Here is a 16,976-nt window from a genome sequence, read left to right on the forward strand (position 1 = left end):
GAAACTCTGCAAGCATTCAGCGTCCTTCAGGCAGCAGTTCATTATGTGCAGCAGCACTTTACAATTAACGCAATCGTCCCCACAGCTGATATCCCAGAAACCCGATGTCCCTTCAGTAGAGCATGTGAGATTCAAACTAAAGCCAATTTTCCTGAAGCTTGTGACACCAAGCCTTGGGAGTTTCAGCTTACGAACGATCGGACAAAGGTATGCTTTTACGAGGCAGCGCGAATCGCGCTTGCCTCCCGGATATTTAGTGAATCATCCTAGGTTTAGGAGATGCTTTTAATGAAGAACTGCCTGTGGTTCAGGCATCCACACCAGAACGTCAGCTTCGTGTCGATGCTGCCCGTCACGAACGGCAGAAATCGGCCAAAAGCGGCCATTGTCTCACTACCATTGCGGTAAGGCTGGGCGGCAGATACAAAAACGTGTGGTACAGCCGGGCTATCGGCCGCTGTCGTGGCACTACTGCTGGGGCAGTCGTTATCAGGATGGTGGGTACGCCGCCCGGTGAACACTGGCCCTAGCGCGACGCCCCCTTGGCGCGGCACATTGGCAAACGCTGCGACCAGATAGCCGAAGTATGCCACCGTCATGAAGGCGCGCTGCTTCACTGCTGCCGCTGTGTGCATAACAGCTGGAATCTGCCGTGTTGATGCTGCTTGCAAAAGCATGAAAAACGGTTGTGCTTATATAACACTTTGTATAAAGACGGGGAGGTGCTTTTTGGGTAGTTATACAAATTTTATGATGGGTGTAATATGTCATATCGTTAAAAAGACACCGAGTTTATTTTCTGTGCGTATGAGGCTTGCTAGTGAGGGTTATTTCAGGAGTCTGGATGAAATCAGAAATAGTACTGATGTTCAGAGTTCAGAGTATATTGCTCAATACAGTTTGCTATTTCCTCACTACGACTGGACATTTACGGGGATTCGGCATTTGCAGCCCTTGTCTATGTCAGATGCCGTTAAAGCGGTACGCTGGGGGGAAAGCAATAGTATTTGGAAGAAAAATCGTGTAGAGATCAATCCGACTGCTTCTCGTGAGGTGAGTTTGGATAGACTTTTTTTCAGGGCATCATTGATGGTCAGAAGATACCGGAAAATCGGCGCATTAATGCTAATAGTCAATGGGTTACACACTGTTTCTTGTCTGTGGTTGAGCTTAAAGGTGGCTATTACTTTTTATCTACACACTGGTATTTAACCGATGCCGCAGCAACGCTACTGCAGCGTGTGTCAGTTGAGGATATCCCCCTCAGATCCATAAATTATGAGACCTGTAACCCTTTTAGGTGCAATTTTTCCGCTGCCACCCTCCCTGGGCGTTTAAATAAAAGCGAGGATAGAATTGTTAGCAACATGGACAAGCTTCATCAGGAAATAACACGACTGGAAAAATTAGTGCGCGCTCGCCTGGGCATTAAAAAAAAGCATGAAGGAGTCTATACTCTGGATGCATACAATAATAGTGATCGCACTTACTTTGATCTTGATCTTCCGCATGCGTTCAGAGGAAACGCTGCTGATGACAGGCATGTGATAGACACCAGCGTCTCCAGTGCTAGCCTTATTCTGGGGGAAAAGGGTGATAAGGAGTTTTTGATCACATCGAATACGCTGAAGCATGCAAAAATTCCTTATCTAGCTATTTACTCCGTGCCTGCTGTCGATGAGCAAGGAAACAGAAAGCATATCCCTCGCGATAAGGTCTTCGCATCAGTCGAGAATTCCGTTCATATTTTTCAATTATTATTCCTGCTGAGGCGAAAATTTGACGAAACTGTCAAGGTCTATAGCAAGGTCATTGTGTCTGGTCTCAAAAGCCCAGGTAAGAGCTACAGTCGGCTGTATGATGCAAGCATTGAATTAATGGAGAGTGTTCGCATAGCAGAGATACTTGAAAGCGATGAAAGCCTCTATAAGTACAAGGTTAGAGATAAGCCTGCTGCCCGTATGCGGGATTTGGTTGTTCGGCACTTAAAAGACTTTAAAAGTATGAATGAAGATGTTGCGCTAATAAAACAAATTTGTAGCGAGAAGGTTTCTGCTGAGAATCTTGTATATCAACGGAGAATGACGTATCTCGTTGTGTTCCTCGCGGCCCTTCAGGTAGTGATTGCTGCTGCATCGATGAGTGAGTTGAAGGTGGGATTGGGGGCGTTTTGGCGCGCGCTCACTATGTAATTTTGACTTGTGACTGGATTTGCTAATGATCCTGTCAGTAGACACTGGAACTGATGCATGACCGGTGTGTCGAGGCGGCTGTTTTAGGTCGTTAGCTGCCACTCACAAACGGCTGCTTTCGACCCATTGCGGCCAGTGGCGGCAGACAGATCATCGATCCACCGCGACAGATTCTGAGTAATGTATTTCGGATGAAAGTATCTATTTTGTGGCGTTGGCTGTTTTTCCCGTGATATAGAACACCTCATCACGTCAAAATCTGACCTTTGAGGGATCAACGGTGTTTTCTTACTCCTTTGCGGTGAAGCTCACCGATCGCAACATTAGTTTAGATAGCTCAGAAGCTGTGTTCGAGAGCGAAAACCGAATGCTAAAAGTTGAGCGCAAAGAGGACAACGTCCTCCTCATTTCCTCTGATGGCTACTCAAGCAAGGAGGATGCGCTCCAGCAACTGGCTACAATGCTGATGAAAACAAAAATTGCGCTCCTCAAGCTCAACATACCCCACCTTGACTGGTTGTCCTTTGACAGCACTCAGCGCTTAGCGACGAATACCGTTGGTAGCTTCTTTGAGAAAGCAAAGATTGTGGCGGTGAGCTACAAGCCCCAAGCCTATGAAACCGGGCGAATTCAACATTGGTCTGGTGCAATGCCCGCAGGCGAAAAATTTGATCTTAATACACTGACAGAGATTGCCCTCCCTGACTGTGAGTTTAACTTCGGAACTCTTCGGGCGCTGGAAGCTTTGAATGTACTTGGGCTTGCCTTGGCGGATCCGCACGCTAAATCCAAGCTGATTCTCGCAATGACTGCGGTGGAAATCCTCAGCGACCGAGGGCGAGTAGAGAAGGCGGTCGAGGAGGCACTTAATGGCCTCAAGAAAAAAGTCTCGGAGATTCAGGCCGCCGATGAGGTAAAGCAGTTTCTCAAAAGGGTGTTAGGTGAAGCTAAGAAGGAGTCGATTTCAAAAGCAGGGAAACGCTTGATTCAAGCAGTGCTCGGAGAAGAGAGGGCTGAAGAGTTCGACAAGCTTTATAAGTTAAGATCCGAATTAGTACACGGCAATGATTCACGCCTTGCCATTAACATCCAAGAGCATACAGAGATTGAAGAAGAAGCTGAGAAAGGCTTCCGATTGGCATTGGATCTAACTTTGTCGTTTCGTGACGCCGCAAGCTAAATTTGACAGATTCTCTTCAAGGTTCTTTTGAGAAAGGGGGCAAAGATAGAGAGTAAAGGGGGGCCATTGGCCAGTATTACGTTAAGACTGAAGCTCTCTTGCCTAGCAGTTTTTCAGCAGTGGCTTGCCCCTCTTTTCCAGCCTGATTGAACCTCTCGGATCAATCTATGAGTTGGCTGAATTTCGGGGGCTGCTGAAAGTAACCTAACATAAACACCTTCAATTACACTTACGCCGCACTTTTGAAGGTCCGCTCTTGGCCTTTCTGCCTTTCTGCCTCTCGCCACCGTAAGCTTGCGCAATTTTATTATTTGGAGTCAGCATGGCTAGTAATAAAAATTCAACCTTTTGTGGTGCAGACCCAACGTGGGCCAATGCCTGCGTGGGCAATAATGGTCAACCGGGATATTCTGATTATGAGCAAGGGTTTTCCGCCGGCGCAAATTTACTAATAGAGCAAGTTATTTTAGGCGAGGGGCTTACACTCAGCGTAGATAGCCTTATATATCCTGTTTGCTTCAACATGCGGCACTCAGTAGAGCTAAGACTAAAAGGTGCAATTGAGGAGTTAGGCCATGTCGCATCCGCAAAGAAAAAGTTTCTTCGCTTCGCTCAGGCTGCCGGTGTGCTGCCCTCCCAGAAACGCCTTTTAGGCGCGCCGCACACGAAATCTGCGCCCAGGACTCTCTGGTCAATCCAAAGCTTTCAATCTCAAGCGCCTACATCCTACCGTGGTTACCCTACAAGCTCTGACATTGAGCAAGACGCCTCAAGAGCTATCGACCTGAGGGACGTAGTGCTGTACAACATTTGCATCGTGTCTGGGTGAGAACAGAATGATGAACAAGGTGTTGACTGATCTGGCTATAGCCGGTGAAAAGCTTCGTGCGGAACGTGCGCGTGTTTGGGAAGGGATCAAAGCGTTTGAAAAAATCTTAATTGATCAGGCTGGTGAGCTTGGCTTTGTTGCGCAAAGCGACTTTTTCAGTCTGGAAGAAAATTTTGATGAAGAAGGTGAGCAGGTCGGTCATGTCAAAGGCTATTTATTTTTTAATGGCAAACGACTTGTTCTTTATGCTGAACAAGTACCAGAAATCTACAACAGCTCAGGACCAGATAAGCATTTCCTGAAAGACCTCTCCATCCATTGGCTGAAAAGGCTCAGTGCACCTGCGGTACTACACTCGGTGGCCGCAGCTTTGACTGAAAGGATGCAGGCTGACGTGGAAGACACAAGGAAAGTTGCTGAAGACTTATCCCGCTACCTGACCATACAAACAGCTCGAACTGACGAAGATATTTCTTCAGAACTCTCTGACGACCAAGCGCTTTTAGATCTGTGGATCGACTGCCACTCGACAAGGCGGACACGGCCCGGAGATTCGATCAGGAGTGGCTCACTTCTGCTCGAATCCACCTTCAAACGGTGTCTCAAAAAGCTTGGCCATATCGAATATGAGAATTACAACTTGAGCGACTCTATTCGAGAGCTTAATATGATTTTTAAAAATCGCGGCCTGCACGAAACTTACACGGGACAAGTGCTTAGTGCTGCGGTTAGTGCGTGCAACAAGATCGCGTTCACGCGCAACAAAGTAGCCAGTGTTCACGGCCATGACGAAAATTTCGTGCCTCCTACCCAAGAACTCGCACTGCTCATGAGCCACATGAGTGGGAGCATATCCGTGTACGTACGGAGGCAGATTGAGCTGGTGATTAATATATAACAAAACTTATGAACTGGCCTTCTTCCTAGGCTCTTTGAGAGGCCGCTTCTGGCCGATAGCTGTCAGTAGAAGCCATGTGGGCGTAGCATGGAACCCCCATCTACCCAGGGAGGGCCTTCCCTACGAGTGAATCCTTGCGGACAATCGTAAAATGCCAAGTTCCTGGTGATGGCAGCGGAGATGTCATTATCGATCTCCCACAGGATCTCCTTGCAGAAATGAATGTCGGTTTGGGTGACTCCTTGAGCATCGAGTTGATCGACGGATCGGTAGTGCTAAAGCCAGTCCGCGACACTGACACGCAACCTTGAGGCCGCTAACGGCCAGGAGCGGACGCTGGGCAGCGCATGCCCCCATGATCGCATCCAAGGTGATTTATGATGCTCTCTACAGGCAGCAGAGACCGCAGACGCTTTCAACAATCGCTGCGCTGCATCAGGTAACCACGAACTGCGCAAGCATTTACAGCCACAAAAGTCATTGACTCGGCCCCTACCTTAATGGGCCCCGCACATTGAGTCTTCGGTCACACCTAGATATCTCTATCCAGTTCATCCCCGGACGCGGCACAATTCCAGCTTCAGTAGCGTCATAATTTGTGAGTTACTGCATAATTGAGGAATTGTCTGGTAACCAACTACTCCGGTTACGTCATACTCTGATACCGCCATTCGGACTCTATTACCATCGGACTATTCATACCACCGTGGCGATATAAAAACTTTCACATCAACTTTGTCGCGCAGTTTTTCGATATCTGTCAACAGGACTAGTGGATCCCGGATCCGAGTCTCGGGATCATAGATAAAAAATACAATCTTATTGATGTGCTCATAAGCTGAATATCGAATGACATCAACGATGAGCTCATTCGATAGCTCTCGATCTGACAAACTCCCTCGTGTCTTCTTTATTTCAATAAGCACTCCTTCGTTGACGAGCTGAAAGTCCACCCTGGAAGCTGACCCGGCGATATCCGGGCCCCAGACTTCACGCTTGACGATTCCGAACTCCATTTGCAGCATAGGTAGCATGAGGTCCTGAACATCGTACTCATCGTTAACCTCAAAAGATGGTTTTCCGCGTTGACGGGAATTCAGGGACACCACAAAAGCGTTAAATCGTTTGAAGATAAGAGCGAGCCGGTTATCAACCCCAAGCATTTCACGGGTAGGCGGCAATCGTTCTCTCGGTGAAAAATGATTCTTAAGCTCTAGCTCCTCGAGTCGGATCAGCGCCGCAGGTGAGCGACGGGATAAAAATAATAGCCCAGAGACCAGCAGCATGCTCATCAATAAAACAAACCATATGAGGTGAACGAAATTCAGCGAAACCCTGAATTTATTTTCAAATTTGTAATGAGGAGTGCCGTCCGGCCTGTGCCCTGTTCCAGGCACTACACTTACCTCGTGCTTGACGATTACACCTAGAGTAGGGAAATAGAAACTCAAGTGTGGAGGTAACGAATCGGCCACCCCCTTATTGTACCGCTCCAGCTGCCGCGCCTCATCCCGCATAGCGCTCCCATAATAGTCTGACGACAGGTACTCCCTAATGGCCGAATTCCCTAAATCAAAATCTTCGAAGACGGCGTGCACCCACATGATGTAATTCGAGCCAATCGAAATAAAAGCGCATACACCCATAATTTTCGCAAAGAAGACAGCACTTCGAGTGTTTAGTATCGTGTCGGCAAGGGATCGTTCTTCCCGCAACAGCCCTAAATAAATGAGTATTCGATTCAACATTTCGAGATCCTAAATCCTTACTTTTCTACGGTCGTCCACCGAAGCGGCAGACAGTTGGTCGATTGAAATAGTTACACTGGATTGGTCTAATGACCAGCCGTTGGTAGTCGAACCGAGATTATCGCGTTCCTGCGAACGCTCCAAAAAAACGCGGAATCTTTTCAAGCTCACGATTGAAGATAGTACCATCGGATTGCAGTCACTGGTTCTGGTAAGCGTTAGCAGCCATGAGGGGCCGGCCTGGGTCGATAGCTGCCCTTCATGAACGGCAGCTGTCGACCAGAATTGGTCAGTCGAAGGAATCTACGGAAACACAACAAATAGTCTAATTCACCATCTGGTGTCTGATATTAGCCAAAGGCGTCTGCTTCCCAAGTTGCTCGGTTCTCTACGCGCGTCACAGTGATTGCTACGAAATAGCGCTGTTAAAATAAACCTTGATCATCAGCCCCTACAAATAGGAGCAATACTGAGCTCTCGAAAAAACTATGCATCGGAGGGCAACTTGATCTGCCGATACTCCAAGGGGAGTTTCAGTTTTTCACTGAGATACTCAAGGTACCTCACATCCTCTGGATTGGGTAGAGTACGACCCACGGCTACAAGCCTGACAGGTTTTTCCTGCGGCTCATCCCAGTAGTAGGCATATTCGAGGAGTTGACCGATTGCTTGCCGCAGAACTCTTCGGGTCGAAAAATCCGACTTGACCTCGAAAAGAATTATTTCGGTTTCCGTAGTTACCATCACATCGATAAAGTTCTCCTCGAACACAATCTTTGCTTCTGGATACTCGACTCTAAGCTCTTCGTACAGGGCAGCCTGGATCAATCCGTGCTCTGGTGAACATTCTCGGCCCGAGAACCCGCTCCTGAAGTGAGCATCCTGGATTGGTGGTATGGCCTGCCCCTTCCTTCCTCGTCGATCCGATCGATTTTCTTTTACCGTCTTCGGCAGATCATGCTTCGCATCACACTCAATCAACTGGTAACGCTGGTAACCCAGTACTAGATCGCCCGGCTCAGCAACGGTATTAGGGGGATACCACTCTACATCTTCCGGGCGAAAGCGAACATTCACGAAAAGGCCCCAGTTAGCACTATTCAGCCCGCCTCTATCGCCTTCCACGGCATCAATCTCCTCAAGCATTCGGTCGTACCAACCGAGCTGCTTGTAGTGATCTAATACCGCATTGCTTTGAGTCTCATCGAGAAACTCAACGTGGCGAATACGGGCAACGTAGCGACGGCCACTTGGAGCGAGTGTAAAAAATACAATATCTCCTGTGCGATCGCCTCTAGCTATGCGCGACTCCCAACCTTTGTTCACACCCTGCAAAAATCCGTATTGCCAACCCCCAATCTGCCACTCGAATCGGAATAACCATTCCTCATGGCCGTATCCGTGTTGAGAAACAAAACTGTTGGGCGCCTCGGTTGCAGTCCCAGTGGGATGCTGCCAATTGGAGTCGTTGTAACAAATGCGCGTGATATAGCTCATTACAGTCCTTGTATTTATTCCCGGCAAAGCGCCATCACTCAGCTTCGCAAAAAAGACGTTTTTTAGCAAAACAGCGTCACTTTATAGCGCTGTTCACGGCTTGAGGTTTCGCTGCCCCCCATGCAACGCCCGCATGGCTCCTACTGACAGCTATGGGTAGTGAGCAGCCACCGGTGGCGTATAGCATCAAGAGCCAGCCAGCGCCCTACTGTAGTAGATCCAAATTCAATAGTTGTTTGGCGAATCGATCTATAAAACTCCGCGCATCTCTCATGCCCTCAGACAGCTCAGCCTCGCTCACCTCATGGGCGCGGTGGATGATGCCGTCCCTCCTACCAACTAAAGAGCTGAGCCTGTCTCGGTGTGGTAAGCGCTGAGGTGCTGTTATCACTCCAATTCGTTGTAGCGCATCCTGCAATGCTCGCAGGGCCTCTCTGGGGCCGAGGGTCTCTGTACCATTTTCTTTGAATGCTGACAGAGCCAGATCCTCACGTCGCTCGAACAGCCCATAGAGAAACATCTCGACGGCATGCACTGTAGCAATGGCCGCAAGCCTACGGTTGTTCGCACCTCCCTCTAGTTGAAGCTCTTCTGCCTTTCTAAAAAAGTCCCTGGCCATCAACAGAAAGCCGTCAACTTGCGCCAGCATCTGAGTCTTATTGGTTAGGTAAGCCAAAATCACCCCAACAGTGAAATCTTCAGCCCAAGGCTCAGCATCCCAGCCTCCTAAATCAGCTTGCTGAGCAACCAACCAAGACTCACCAGCTTCGAGGACGTGTGGAACATCGCCTGCCTGACCGGATCTTCGGATCGCCTCTAGTGATAAAACGGTGCTGATCAGGTCGGTCTCCTGATCGCCCTCATTTCGTGGAAAGGCATGACCATCCGGTAAGATTTTAGTAAGCAGCCAACCTACAGCCCTTCGAATGGCATCGTGATATCGGTCATCGCCCAATCGTTGCAACGCAACAGTGGCGTATGCAGTGGCCCGAACCCCCCTGGTCTCAAGAAGATCAGCCATCCAGCAGCCGGACTGATCTTGCCGCCGAATGAGGCGGTCAGTGAGAACAGCCGTCTCTCTACGGAGTTGCCCAATAAGCACCCGGCTTTGACTACAACGCCATAGCGTGTAACCAATTTCCTCGACCAAACCATCGCGATCTTCTTCACCTCCAAGTTCGATCAGGCGCTGAGCGCAATCTACTAACGCTGCATCAAGCCGTTCTCGCTCTGTCGCAGTCCCGTAAAGGCTAAGGAACCACGCTAGAGAGAATGACCAATCCTCAGGCAGACCTCGTCGTGCTGCGTCACGCTGGAGCACTGCAACCAGTGCCCTTCGCCCTTCCGCTGTTCGAGGCTCAATCCCAAGTATCGGGAAGAGTTCCGGTGTCGGGTTACGGACAATCCTCGCTGGAAGCAACGCCATTGCTTTTTCAAACGAAGCTGGGAAGCCCGAAAGCTCCTCTTTGAGATCAGCAGCCGCACGGGAGCCCTCCCGTTTAGCTTCGGTGTATTCCGCAGCAACGGTCGTGACTAGTCTTTCAACGCGCTCAGGAGTTCCTGTCGCAATAAGATCAAAAGGAAGCTCGCCGTCCTTCACCGCCCAATGGGTTCGGTGTTGCTCGAACTGATCCATGCCCAGTTGATCGGACACGCTCAGCACTTGTGATCTGTCTAGGTAGGCGTGCTGTTCGTCAAGCTCAAAAGCAAAAGTTAGCTCGCTGCCTCTTCGAACAATGTTACGTATGCGCCCATGTCGAACCACCCGTGCATGTGGGCCACCGGCTCCAACCTCGTACATTAGCAAAGCGGGAACATCCTCAAGACGACGCAGAGATTCAGGGCGAGCTGAATCTATAGCTGCGGCCTCATGGCCACTGTATTCCTTGAAGCGCCCCAAACCGATTGAGTACGGCTGGGTCTCCCACATCTCACTATGACCAGCTATCAGCAGATTAAACATCCCTTTTCCTTAAGGCGCCGGTGGCTTGACGGGAAAGGTAGCACAGGATGAAAAAAAGCCCTGACGGCGAAGCGTTGGGGTTAACTGCTGGCAGGACGCAGACTTTGGTCAGGGTCTGCTTTTGGTCGGTTAGCGACGGCCTGACTTCGACCGTCGCTATGCATCGTCAATCCTTAGTCTGTTCCGCCATCCCCAAGGCGTCATTGACTTCAATCCCCAGATATCGAACGGCGCTCTCCAGCTTCGTATGGTCTAGCAGCAGTTAAACCGCATGCGAGTTCTTCGTCCTGCGATCGATGAGTGTAAGCGTCCGATGAACTCATCTACGCATCCGACGGTGATGGATGAGTAGCGGGATGCCATGCGCACCGATTGGCGATGACGGCACCAACGGCGAAAGCCGCATCCGAGATTGACCGGTCTCGCAGTGGACTTATAGAGTGCGTCTCGCTAATGTCTTTTGCAGAAAAATGACGCGTTCGGGCTACTTAAGGGGAGATTTTTATATGGAAGTACGTTGCACATCAATCGAAGACGTTCGTCAGCACATAGACCTCCTCGACCGAGATGTGGTTGCACTCCTCGCTAGGCGCGGCAACCTCGTCACCCAAGCGGCGGCTTTCAAAAAAACTACGGATGATGTGCGCGCTCCTGCGCGGGTTGAACAGGTCATCAGCAAAGTGCGCGGAATTGCAAACGATTCCGGCGCCTCACCTGATGTCGTGGAGCGGGTATACAGAGCGATGATCTCTGCCTTCATTGAAGAAGAGTTGAAAACTCACTCAACCCTAAAAGAAACGTCTTAAATTCGTCTGATTTCATAATCTCAGAGGCTCAGCAAGGCTGGAATTTAAGCCGGGCACTCCCATACCCATGTCAATCAAGCCGTGCTCTCATCCGATTTCTGTCAATCGACCGCGTGTGGATTGACGGTCAACCAGTGCCGCATAGTAATTTGCTGATAGCCTTATTTTTAAAGGTTTAGAAGCTGCCAATCTATAGAGCGGTCAGTCGGTGCAACGCACTACCGGCCAGACGATCCGCTGTTGGCCGAGGCGACGGCGCGGGTCAAGCCGAGGGGAACCTGAATGTTCAGGAAGAGGAGCTGCCTGAAAACGCACCGATAGCCGCAAGGCGTGGTGCATGCGCCGAGCGTGAGAACGACGGGGAAGTACGAGAGGGATGAACGAAAAAGGGAATGCCTCGTCAGGCATTCCCTCCTTGCTGGATCAGCGACGCAGGATACGGCTGATGAACAGTGCCGCGACTGCACCGATTGCGAGGGCGGCGACAGGTTTTTCTCTCACGAACGTAGACACGTTGTCCAACGCATCGCCGTAGGTTTTGGTCAGTTGACCGGAGGCCTGACGTCCAGCGCCTTCAGCTTCCAGCTTCGAATCACCCAGCAGTCTCCCGACCGCGCCTTGCGCCTTGCCGACGAGCTTTTCTGCAACACCTTCTACCTGTTCACTCTTCATGATCATAAAACCTTCGCGTGTAAGTGGGGCGCTCAGCATCAACCTGAGCGGGTGGCCAGAAGCTATCTGCACAATGTTAGGTGGGCGGGGCTGATAATTAGTTCAACGGTTTTGAGGGCCGGCAAAGTCCAGCCGCATGTCGAGGTTTGGCGGTGCTCTGGACGAGCGTTTTCAGAGGGTCCGAACGCCGTCAGGTAGTTGCGTCGAGCGATCGCAATGCCAGAGTCTTCGAACAACACTCGAACTGGTATCATCCTGGGCGTCCAAACCGAGCACAGCACCATGAATCGTCGCAAGAAGCTAAACCAGCTGTTGAAAGCCAACGCCAAGAAGGCCAGTGCCAAACTGGCTCCGCGTAAGAAGTCCACCTACGTCAGCAAGGCTGACCGTGCGAAGCTTGAGGCTGAAGCCGCTCAGGACTCCGCCGTTCCCTCCGAGAGCTGATTATTCGGCGTCTTCGATGCCGGAAAATCGCTACACTCTGCGCCTCTCAAGCATCCAGGGAATCGTGATGCCTCTCTCTTCGTGGCCGCCTCGGCGACTCTTCGTGACCTGGTTATACGCCGCCGCACTGACGCACGTGCTGGGCAGTGTTGTGTTCACCTGGGCAGGTTTTGCCGGGCTGCTCGACGGCTATCTGCTCACGCTTGAGCAGGCGTTCTGGACTGAGGCGGCACCCGCTGCGGCCCGGGCCCAGCAGACCTGGTGGGCCGCCTTGTTTGGCGCGACGTTGCAGACCTATTCGCTGTACATGCTGGCGCTGGTGCATTTGGGCGATCGCTTGAAAAGCCCGCTGCCGTGGGGCTGGCTGATGGCCGGGCTGTTGCTTTGGGCGCCTCAGGACATCGTGATTTCACTCAGCGCCAATGTCTGGTCGCATGTGTGGCTGGATGCGGCGGCGTTGCTGGCGCTTCTGCCGCCGCTGTTCTGGCTGTACCGCCATGATCGTGACCATGCCGCGAAGGAATCCTGCGATGGCTGAGCGTGCGTTGCTGTATCTGCTGGCAGGCAATGGCAGCAGTGCCGAGTGGTGGGACGATGCGGTGCCGCATTTTCAGCGTTATCAGGTCGTTCCGCTTGAGCTGCCAGGCTTTGGCGATAATCCTCAGCCGCCCTGCGAAGACCTTGCTGAATACGCCGATGCGTTGCTGGGCATGACGATCAGGGGCCGTGCCATTGTGGCTGTCGGCGTCAATGCGCTGCTGGTTCTGCATGCGTTGCAGCGTCAGCCGGGGCACTTTTGCAGAAGCGTGTTGCTGTCGCCGGTCGGTGCCTTTCTCTGGCAGCGGCGTCTGCCTGCGCTGATGTCGCCCATGCCGATTCGCAAGACCATCCATTGGCTGCTGTCGAACCGGCCCGCGCTGTTTGCTCACAAATTTTCCAGACACACCTGGCCGGATGCGCACTATCAACGCATGGGCTCAGGCTATGCGCGGTGCCGAGCGTTCGTGCCGTACTGGGATGTGCTGCGGGCGGACACGGCGCTGGCGCTGCTGGAGTGGGTCGAAGACCCGGTCGAGCTGGTCTGGGGTGATCAGGACACGTTGCTGGGCATCGAACAGGCAGCCGCCTGGTCAGCCATTCTGGCTCGCGCCGACCTCACCATCAGCCTGAAGCCGGGTTGGGGTCACTACCCCTGGATCGATTCGCCTGCCGAGTTCGCGCACTGGCTGGAATCGGGTGAGCGCGGTTTCATTGCTCACACCAAAGGTGGTCGTCTGCGTCTGGCGGCGAGCGCCGGACAGCCCGTGCCTGCGGCGTTATCGGTCGTTCAAAACGACGGTGCGGATATTGCTGCATTTCTCGCCGCCCAGCCAGCGTCGAGCTGGGCGGTGCGTTCATCGAGTTTCGGTGAGGATCAGGCCGATGCGGCGAATGCCGGTCTGAGCACCACGTTTCTACGTGAACCTGCGCACAACGTGGCGGCCCGCGTTGCGCAGTTGCACCAGGAAGGCGTTGAAGAAGTGGTGGTGCAGCGCTTCATCACGCCGGTGCTGTCCGGCATCGCGTTTGTGCGTCATCTGTCGGTCGAGCTGGAATGGGTCGAAGGCCATCTCGAATCGCTGGCCGACGGGCAGGCGACGCCGCACCGCGCCATTATTTCCCGGCTCGGTGCGTCCTGGAGCGATCATGCATTTGCCAGCGCACAAGGGCTGACACAGCACATGCTCTGGGATTTTCTGCAGGGCGTGCTCAAGGTTTTTCACTATGTGCCCGGCGATGTCGAATGGGCGTGGGACGGTAGCCAGTTATGGCTTTTGCAATATCGACCGATCAGTGACTACGGCTGGCGTCGTCACCTGACCGCTGCCAATATCGCCGAGATCCTGCCGCCGCAGCCCAGCCGGTTCGTGGAATATGCCCAGCGGCGGGCGGCGGGCAGTATCCCGGCGATCATGGGCCGCTGGGATTCACGGATCTTTCAGGACAACGAACCTTTTACTGCACTGTTTGGTGCTGCGTCCTACATCAACAATGACCTGTTCCTGGCCCGGTTGGCAGATTGGGGCGTCGCATCCAGCAGCTACGCAGGCGAAGTGGGCGGTGCGACGCCGCATCTGCCTTGGCGGCCGCTGCGTTTGTTGCGCTCAATGCCCTTGTTCCTGCGCATGCAACGCATTGCGCGCGGGCACGTGCTGACCCTGGAAGGACGCTTGATTCGCTTTGATCAGGAACTCGATTCGCTGATCAGACAAGGTGCGAGCGGCCAGCAACTCGCTGACTGGTTTACGCGGTTTTACGTCTTCGTGGTGCAGGGCAATCTGTGCATCGCCACGTCGCTGGCCAGCAGCGGCGGCGACCTGCTGGGACGTCCGCCCACTGCTTACGAAGACCTGGAAAACTGCCCGCATCGGCTGCCGTGGGAGACCGATCCTGGCACGCCGCGCCCGGCACCGACCGATCTGCCGTTACAGCCGTTTGCGGTCTGGCCGAAGGCGATTCGTCTGGCACACGCGGCCGGTCTGCCGGGCATGCGCGGTTATTACCTGCAAGTGCGCGAGTGGTATCGCGACAACCTGATGCGCGTGTTCTTTCGCTTGCATCACGCCATGCCGCAGGCTGAGCGCGCGCACTGGTTCGCGCCGCATCCTGACATCCGCGTCCGTACCGGCAGTTTCTGGCAGGACGGTCGCGAGGGCACTGAACAGGCGGCGGGTTTCATGATCTATCCGGGGCAGGTGCAAGGCATTCTGGGTGACGACATTTTGCTTGAGGACACGCTGGACCCAGGTCGCCACGCGCATTACCAGCGTGCGCGTGCGGTGATTGCGCGAATGGGCGGGCGTCTGTCCCATGGCTCCACATTGCTGCGTGAACTGCGCAAGCCTTCGGCCGTGTTGCCACAGGTCGATCCGGCGTGGCTGGGTCGCGAGGTGCGGTATGCCGATGGTCAGTTGACGCTGGTCGAGTAAGTTCTCGATGACTCACTCGGCATGAAAAAGCCCGCACATTCGCTGAATGTGCGGGCTTTTTCAGTCAAGGCAGCCGATCAGATGAAGCGCAGACCCTTGAACGGGTTCCAGCTTTGCTCACCTTTGATTTCTTTCAAATAGTACGAGTAGTTGGTGGTGAGCGAGTACATCATCGAGCCCGCGACATTCAGGCCCGTTCCCAGCGCCTTGGGCACCTCCATTCCGAGAATGGCGAACACCAGGCCCAGCACCAGGTTAATGGCCAGAAAAATGCCCAGCATGGCCAGGTTCTTCTTCCACAGCCCGAGTACGAAAAGGTAAATAGGGCCGAAGAAAAACGCGATCCAGTTCATCTGGATCCGCATCTTCTTGCCAAGTCCGGGCAAGGCCTTCAGGGCTGCTACGAAGCCCGGTTCTTTTGGCGCGCCGTGAGCGGTGAAGAAATCGAAGCGCTCCTGCCACTTGGCGCTGTATTTACTGTTGGTTTGTAGTTGATCCGTGCTGCTCATACGTGAGGTCCCTTGTTCCTTGAATGTATCCGTCCGAAGCCCGGCATAGTATTGCCAAGCGCACGTATGCGCTCAGTGCGTGTGTGGCTTGGTCATCGAATCGTGATGGCCGTCGCAGAAATGCCGCTCAGCATGCGCGTTACGCGCTCAAGGCACCATCGGTAATAGAAAGCGCCCGATCACAGGCAAGTGATCCGAGATCAGCAACGCATCGTCACGGCGTACCCGGGCGCTGACTCGTTTCAGGCTGGGACTGTAGAACAGGTAGTCGACGGTTCGATCCGGCCCGTTCACGCGAGGGTCGTTGGGGAAATACGTCAGCCACTTGTTGCGATCAATGCCGCTGGCTTCGGCATTGGTCGGGATCATCGGGTATTTGTCCCACAGCTCATGCAGTTCACTGTCGGGCGAGTAACCCGTGCGCAAGGGCGCTGGCAGACGCTGGTATTGGCCCAGAGGCAACAGGTTGAAGTCACCACCGATCAACCATGGCGTGCCACTGCCTTGCAGTTTGTCCAGCAACGCGCCGGTTGCGGCAATCTGCTTGTGCGCGGTGTCGCTGTGGGTTCGGGTGGCGGTCAGGTGCGTGTTGACGACCGCCAGTTGCCCGCCGTCGCGCAGGGGCAGGTAGCTGATCAGCAGCGCATTCTTGGGCCGGAATTGACGGCTGATAATGTTGGCATCGGGGATGGGCAATTGCACACGTTCGGCGTGGTCGATCCGAAAGCGGCTCAGGGTGGCCAGCTTGGTGCCGACACTGCCCCAGATGTGCGGGTTCGGGACGAACTCGGCGCGCCAGTAAAAGGCTTGCGAGCTGCACGGGTAAAGGTCGGCCACCCGCTCCTGAAGCAACGCCAGCTGGTCGTGGTAATCGGAGTTCTTGGCGTTGTCGTTCACCTCCTGGAGCAGGACGATATCCGGCTGTTCGTCACGGATCACGCGTGCCACTTCGTCGAGGTTGTAGGCCAGGTCTTCAGGTGTCGGGCGTTCGTCCGTGCCACTGCCGTCGGCCATGTCGTACCAGAACACGTAGCGTTTGCCAGCCAGGTACTGAATGTTCCAGGTCATGACTTTCAGCGCCTGCCCGGGCACCAGCGGCTTTGCCGCAAGCTCGGGACCGCAGTGGGTCACAGCCGCCTCGCGTTCGGCCGGATGCCAGGTCAACTGCTGGACAAGTGCCAGCAGCAGGGCGGCCAGCAACAGGCCATACAGGGTCAGGCGTAGCAGAATACGTTTCATCGGCTCCACATGGAGCGCCTGGCGCTCAGT

16 protein-coding genes are annotated in these 16,976 nt (G+C 53.3%); 9 read left to right on the forward strand and 7 right to left on the reverse strand.

All coding sequences use genetic code 11. The features are described from left to right. Positions 1–272: 272 nt before the first annotated feature. Complete coding sequence (locus tag H8S56_RS19375) at positions 273–677, reverse strand: hypothetical protein (RefSeq protein WP_187519524.1); 405 nt, start codon at positions 675–677, stop codon at positions 273–275. A 52-nt stretch (positions 678–729) separates the two neighbouring features. On the opposite strand from H8S56_RS19375, the gene H8S56_RS19380 reads away from it, so the two are divergent. From H8S56_RS19380 to H8S56_RS19400, 5 genes are all read left to right on the forward strand, one after another. Then, complete coding sequence (locus H8S56_RS19380; protein WP_187519525.1) at positions 730–1,212, forward strand: hypothetical protein; 483 nt, start codon at positions 730–732, stop codon at positions 1,210–1,212. A 155-nt stretch (positions 1,213–1,367) separates the two neighbouring features. After that, the gene (locus H8S56_RS19385) at positions 1,368–2,192 is read left to right on the forward strand and encodes a hypothetical protein (RefSeq protein ID WP_187519526.1); all 825 of its coding nucleotides are present in this window, start codon (positions 1,368–1,370) and stop codon (positions 2,190–2,192) included. 280 nt (positions 2,193–2,472) lie between these two features. Continuing rightward, a complete protein-coding gene (locus H8S56_RS19390; RefSeq protein ID WP_187519527.1) occupies positions 2,473–3,372 on the forward strand; it encodes a HEPN domain-containing protein in 900 nt (299 codons plus the stop codon). Between the two features lie 322 nt (positions 3,373–3,694). After that, a complete protein-coding gene (locus H8S56_RS19395; protein WP_187519528.1) occupies positions 3,695–4,201 on the forward strand; it encodes a hypothetical protein in 507 nt (168 codons plus the stop codon). A 7-nt stretch (positions 4,202–4,208) separates the two neighbouring features. Beyond that, a complete protein-coding gene (locus tag H8S56_RS19400) occupies positions 4,209–5,099 on the forward strand; it encodes an LURP-one-related/scramblase family protein (protein ID WP_187519529.1) in 891 nt (296 codons plus the stop codon). Positions 5,100–5,791: 692 nt separating this feature from the next. Here the strand turns inward: H8S56_RS19400 and H8S56_RS19405 are convergent. From H8S56_RS19405 to H8S56_RS19415, 3 genes are all read right to left on the reverse strand, one after another. Beyond that, a complete protein-coding gene (locus tag H8S56_RS19405; RefSeq protein ID WP_187519530.1) occupies positions 5,792–6,847 on the reverse strand; it encodes a PD-(D/E)XK nuclease domain-containing protein in 1,056 nt (351 codons plus the stop codon). Between the two features lie 486 nt (positions 6,848–7,333). Further along, positions 7,334–8,344 (reverse strand): hypothetical protein, encoded by a 1,011-nt coding sequence (locus tag H8S56_RS19410; protein WP_187519531.1) that lies wholly within the window; start codon positions 8,342–8,344, stop codon positions 7,334–7,336. Positions 8,345–8,549: 205 nt separating this feature from the next. Beyond that, positions 8,550–10,307, reverse strand: coding sequence for a prenyltransferase/squalene oxidase repeat-containing protein (locus H8S56_RS19415; protein WP_187519532.1), 1,758 nt, complete (start codon positions 10,305–10,307; stop codon positions 8,550–8,552). 506 nt (positions 10,308–10,813) lie between these two features. On the opposite strand from H8S56_RS19415, the gene H8S56_RS19425 reads away from it, so the two are divergent. Next, positions 10,814–11,113, forward strand: coding sequence for a chorismate mutase (locus tag H8S56_RS19425; RefSeq protein ID WP_187519533.1), 300 nt, complete (start codon positions 10,814–10,816; stop codon positions 11,111–11,113). A gap of 423 nt (positions 11,114–11,536) precedes the next feature. On the opposite strand, the gene H8S56_RS19430 is transcribed toward H8S56_RS19425, so the two are convergent. Next, complete coding sequence (locus tag H8S56_RS19430) at positions 11,537–11,785, reverse strand: CsbD family protein (protein ID WP_024685824.1); 249 nt, start codon at positions 11,783–11,785, stop codon at positions 11,537–11,539. Between the two features lie 282 nt (positions 11,786–12,067). Here H8S56_RS19430 and H8S56_RS19435 point away from each other — a divergent pair, with 282 nt between their 5' ends. The 3 genes from H8S56_RS19435 to H8S56_RS19445 all read left to right on the forward strand — a co-directional run bounded on the left by H8S56_RS19435 (position 12,068) and on the right by H8S56_RS19445 (position 15,198). Continuing rightward, positions 12,068–12,229 carry a DUF2986 domain-containing protein gene (locus H8S56_RS19435; RefSeq protein ID WP_187519534.1) on the forward strand — a complete coding sequence of 54 codons (162 nt, stop codon included), beginning with the start codon at positions 12,068–12,070 and terminating at the stop codon, positions 12,227–12,229. A 67-nt stretch (positions 12,230–12,296) separates the two neighbouring features. Next, positions 12,297–12,767, forward strand: coding sequence for a cell division protein (locus H8S56_RS19440; protein ID WP_187519535.1), 471 nt, complete (start codon positions 12,297–12,299; stop codon positions 12,765–12,767). After that, positions 12,760–15,198, forward strand: a complete 2,439-nt coding sequence (locus tag H8S56_RS19445) for a PEP-utilizing enzyme (RefSeq protein WP_187519536.1) — start codon at positions 12,760–12,762, stop codon at positions 15,196–15,198. Before H8S56_RS19440 ends, H8S56_RS19445 begins: the two co-directional genes overlap by 8 nt. 77 nt (positions 15,199–15,275) lie before the next feature. Here the strand turns inward: H8S56_RS19445 and H8S56_RS19450 are convergent, their stop codons facing one another. Then, positions 15,276–15,707 (reverse strand): DUF2628 domain-containing protein, encoded by a 432-nt coding sequence (locus H8S56_RS19450; RefSeq protein WP_187519537.1) that lies wholly within the window; start codon positions 15,705–15,707, stop codon positions 15,276–15,278. A 147-nt stretch (positions 15,708–15,854) separates the two neighbouring features. Further along, on the reverse strand, positions 15,855–16,946 hold the full coding sequence (locus H8S56_RS19455; protein WP_024685828.1) for an endonuclease/exonuclease/phosphatase family protein: 1,092 nt from the start codon (positions 16,944–16,946) through the stop codon (positions 15,855–15,857). Positions 16,947–16,976: the final 30 nt, after the last annotated feature.

The sequence above is a fragment of the Pseudomonas triticifolii genome (assembly GCF_014358015.1).
GTDB classification, from domain to species: domain Bacteria; phylum Pseudomonadota; class Gammaproteobacteria; order Pseudomonadales; family Pseudomonadaceae; genus Aquipseudomonas; species Aquipseudomonas triticifolii.

Excerpts from the sequence above, each read along its gene's own strand:
- H8S56_RS19435 (WP_187519534.1), top strand. The coding sequence starts at position 12,068 with ATGAATCGTCGCAAGAAGCTAAACCAGCTGTTGAAAGCCAACGCCAAG.
- H8S56_RS19385 (WP_187519526.1), top strand. The coding sequence starts at position 1,368 with ATGGACAAGCTTCATCAGGAAATAACACGACTGGAAAAATTAGTGCGC.
- H8S56_RS19410 (WP_187519531.1), bottom strand. The coding sequence starts at position 8,344 with ATGAGCTATATCACGCGCATTTGTTACAACGACTCCAATTGGCAGCAT.
- H8S56_RS19375 (WP_187519524.1), bottom strand. The coding sequence starts at position 677 with ATGCTTTTGCAAGCAGCATCAACACGGCAGATTCCAGCTGTTATGCAC.
- H8S56_RS19440 (WP_187519535.1), top strand. The coding sequence starts at position 12,297 with ATGCCTCTCTCTTCGTGGCCGCCTCGGCGACTCTTCGTGACCTGGTTA.
- H8S56_RS19445 (WP_187519536.1), top strand. The coding sequence starts at position 12,760 with ATGGCTGAGCGTGCGTTGCTGTATCTGCTGGCAGGCAATGGCAGCAGT.
- H8S56_RS19430 (WP_024685824.1), bottom strand. The coding sequence starts at position 11,785 with ATGAAGAGTGAACAGGTAGAAGGTGTTGCAGAAAAGCTCGTCGGCAAG.
- H8S56_RS19425 (WP_187519533.1), top strand. The coding sequence starts at position 10,814 with ATGGAAGTACGTTGCACATCAATCGAAGACGTTCGTCAGCACATAGAC.
- H8S56_RS19450 (WP_187519537.1), bottom strand. The coding sequence starts at position 15,707 with ATGAGCAGCACGGATCAACTACAAACCAACAGTAAATACAGCGCCAAG.
- H8S56_RS19455 (WP_024685828.1), bottom strand. The coding sequence starts at position 16,946 with ATGAAACGTATTCTGCTACGCCTGACCCTGTATGGCCTGTTGCTGGCC.
- H8S56_RS19405 (WP_187519530.1), bottom strand. The coding sequence starts at position 6,847 with ATGTTGAATCGAATACTCATTTATTTAGGGCTGTTGCGGGAAGAACGA.
- H8S56_RS19395 (WP_187519528.1), top strand. The coding sequence starts at position 3,695 with ATGGCTAGTAATAAAAATTCAACCTTTTGTGGTGCAGACCCAACGTGG.
- H8S56_RS19415 (WP_187519532.1), bottom strand. The coding sequence starts at position 10,307 with ATGTTTAATCTGCTGATAGCTGGTCATAGTGAGATGTGGGAGACCCAG.
- H8S56_RS19400 (WP_187519529.1), top strand. The coding sequence starts at position 4,209 with ATGATGAACAAGGTGTTGACTGATCTGGCTATAGCCGGTGAAAAGCTT.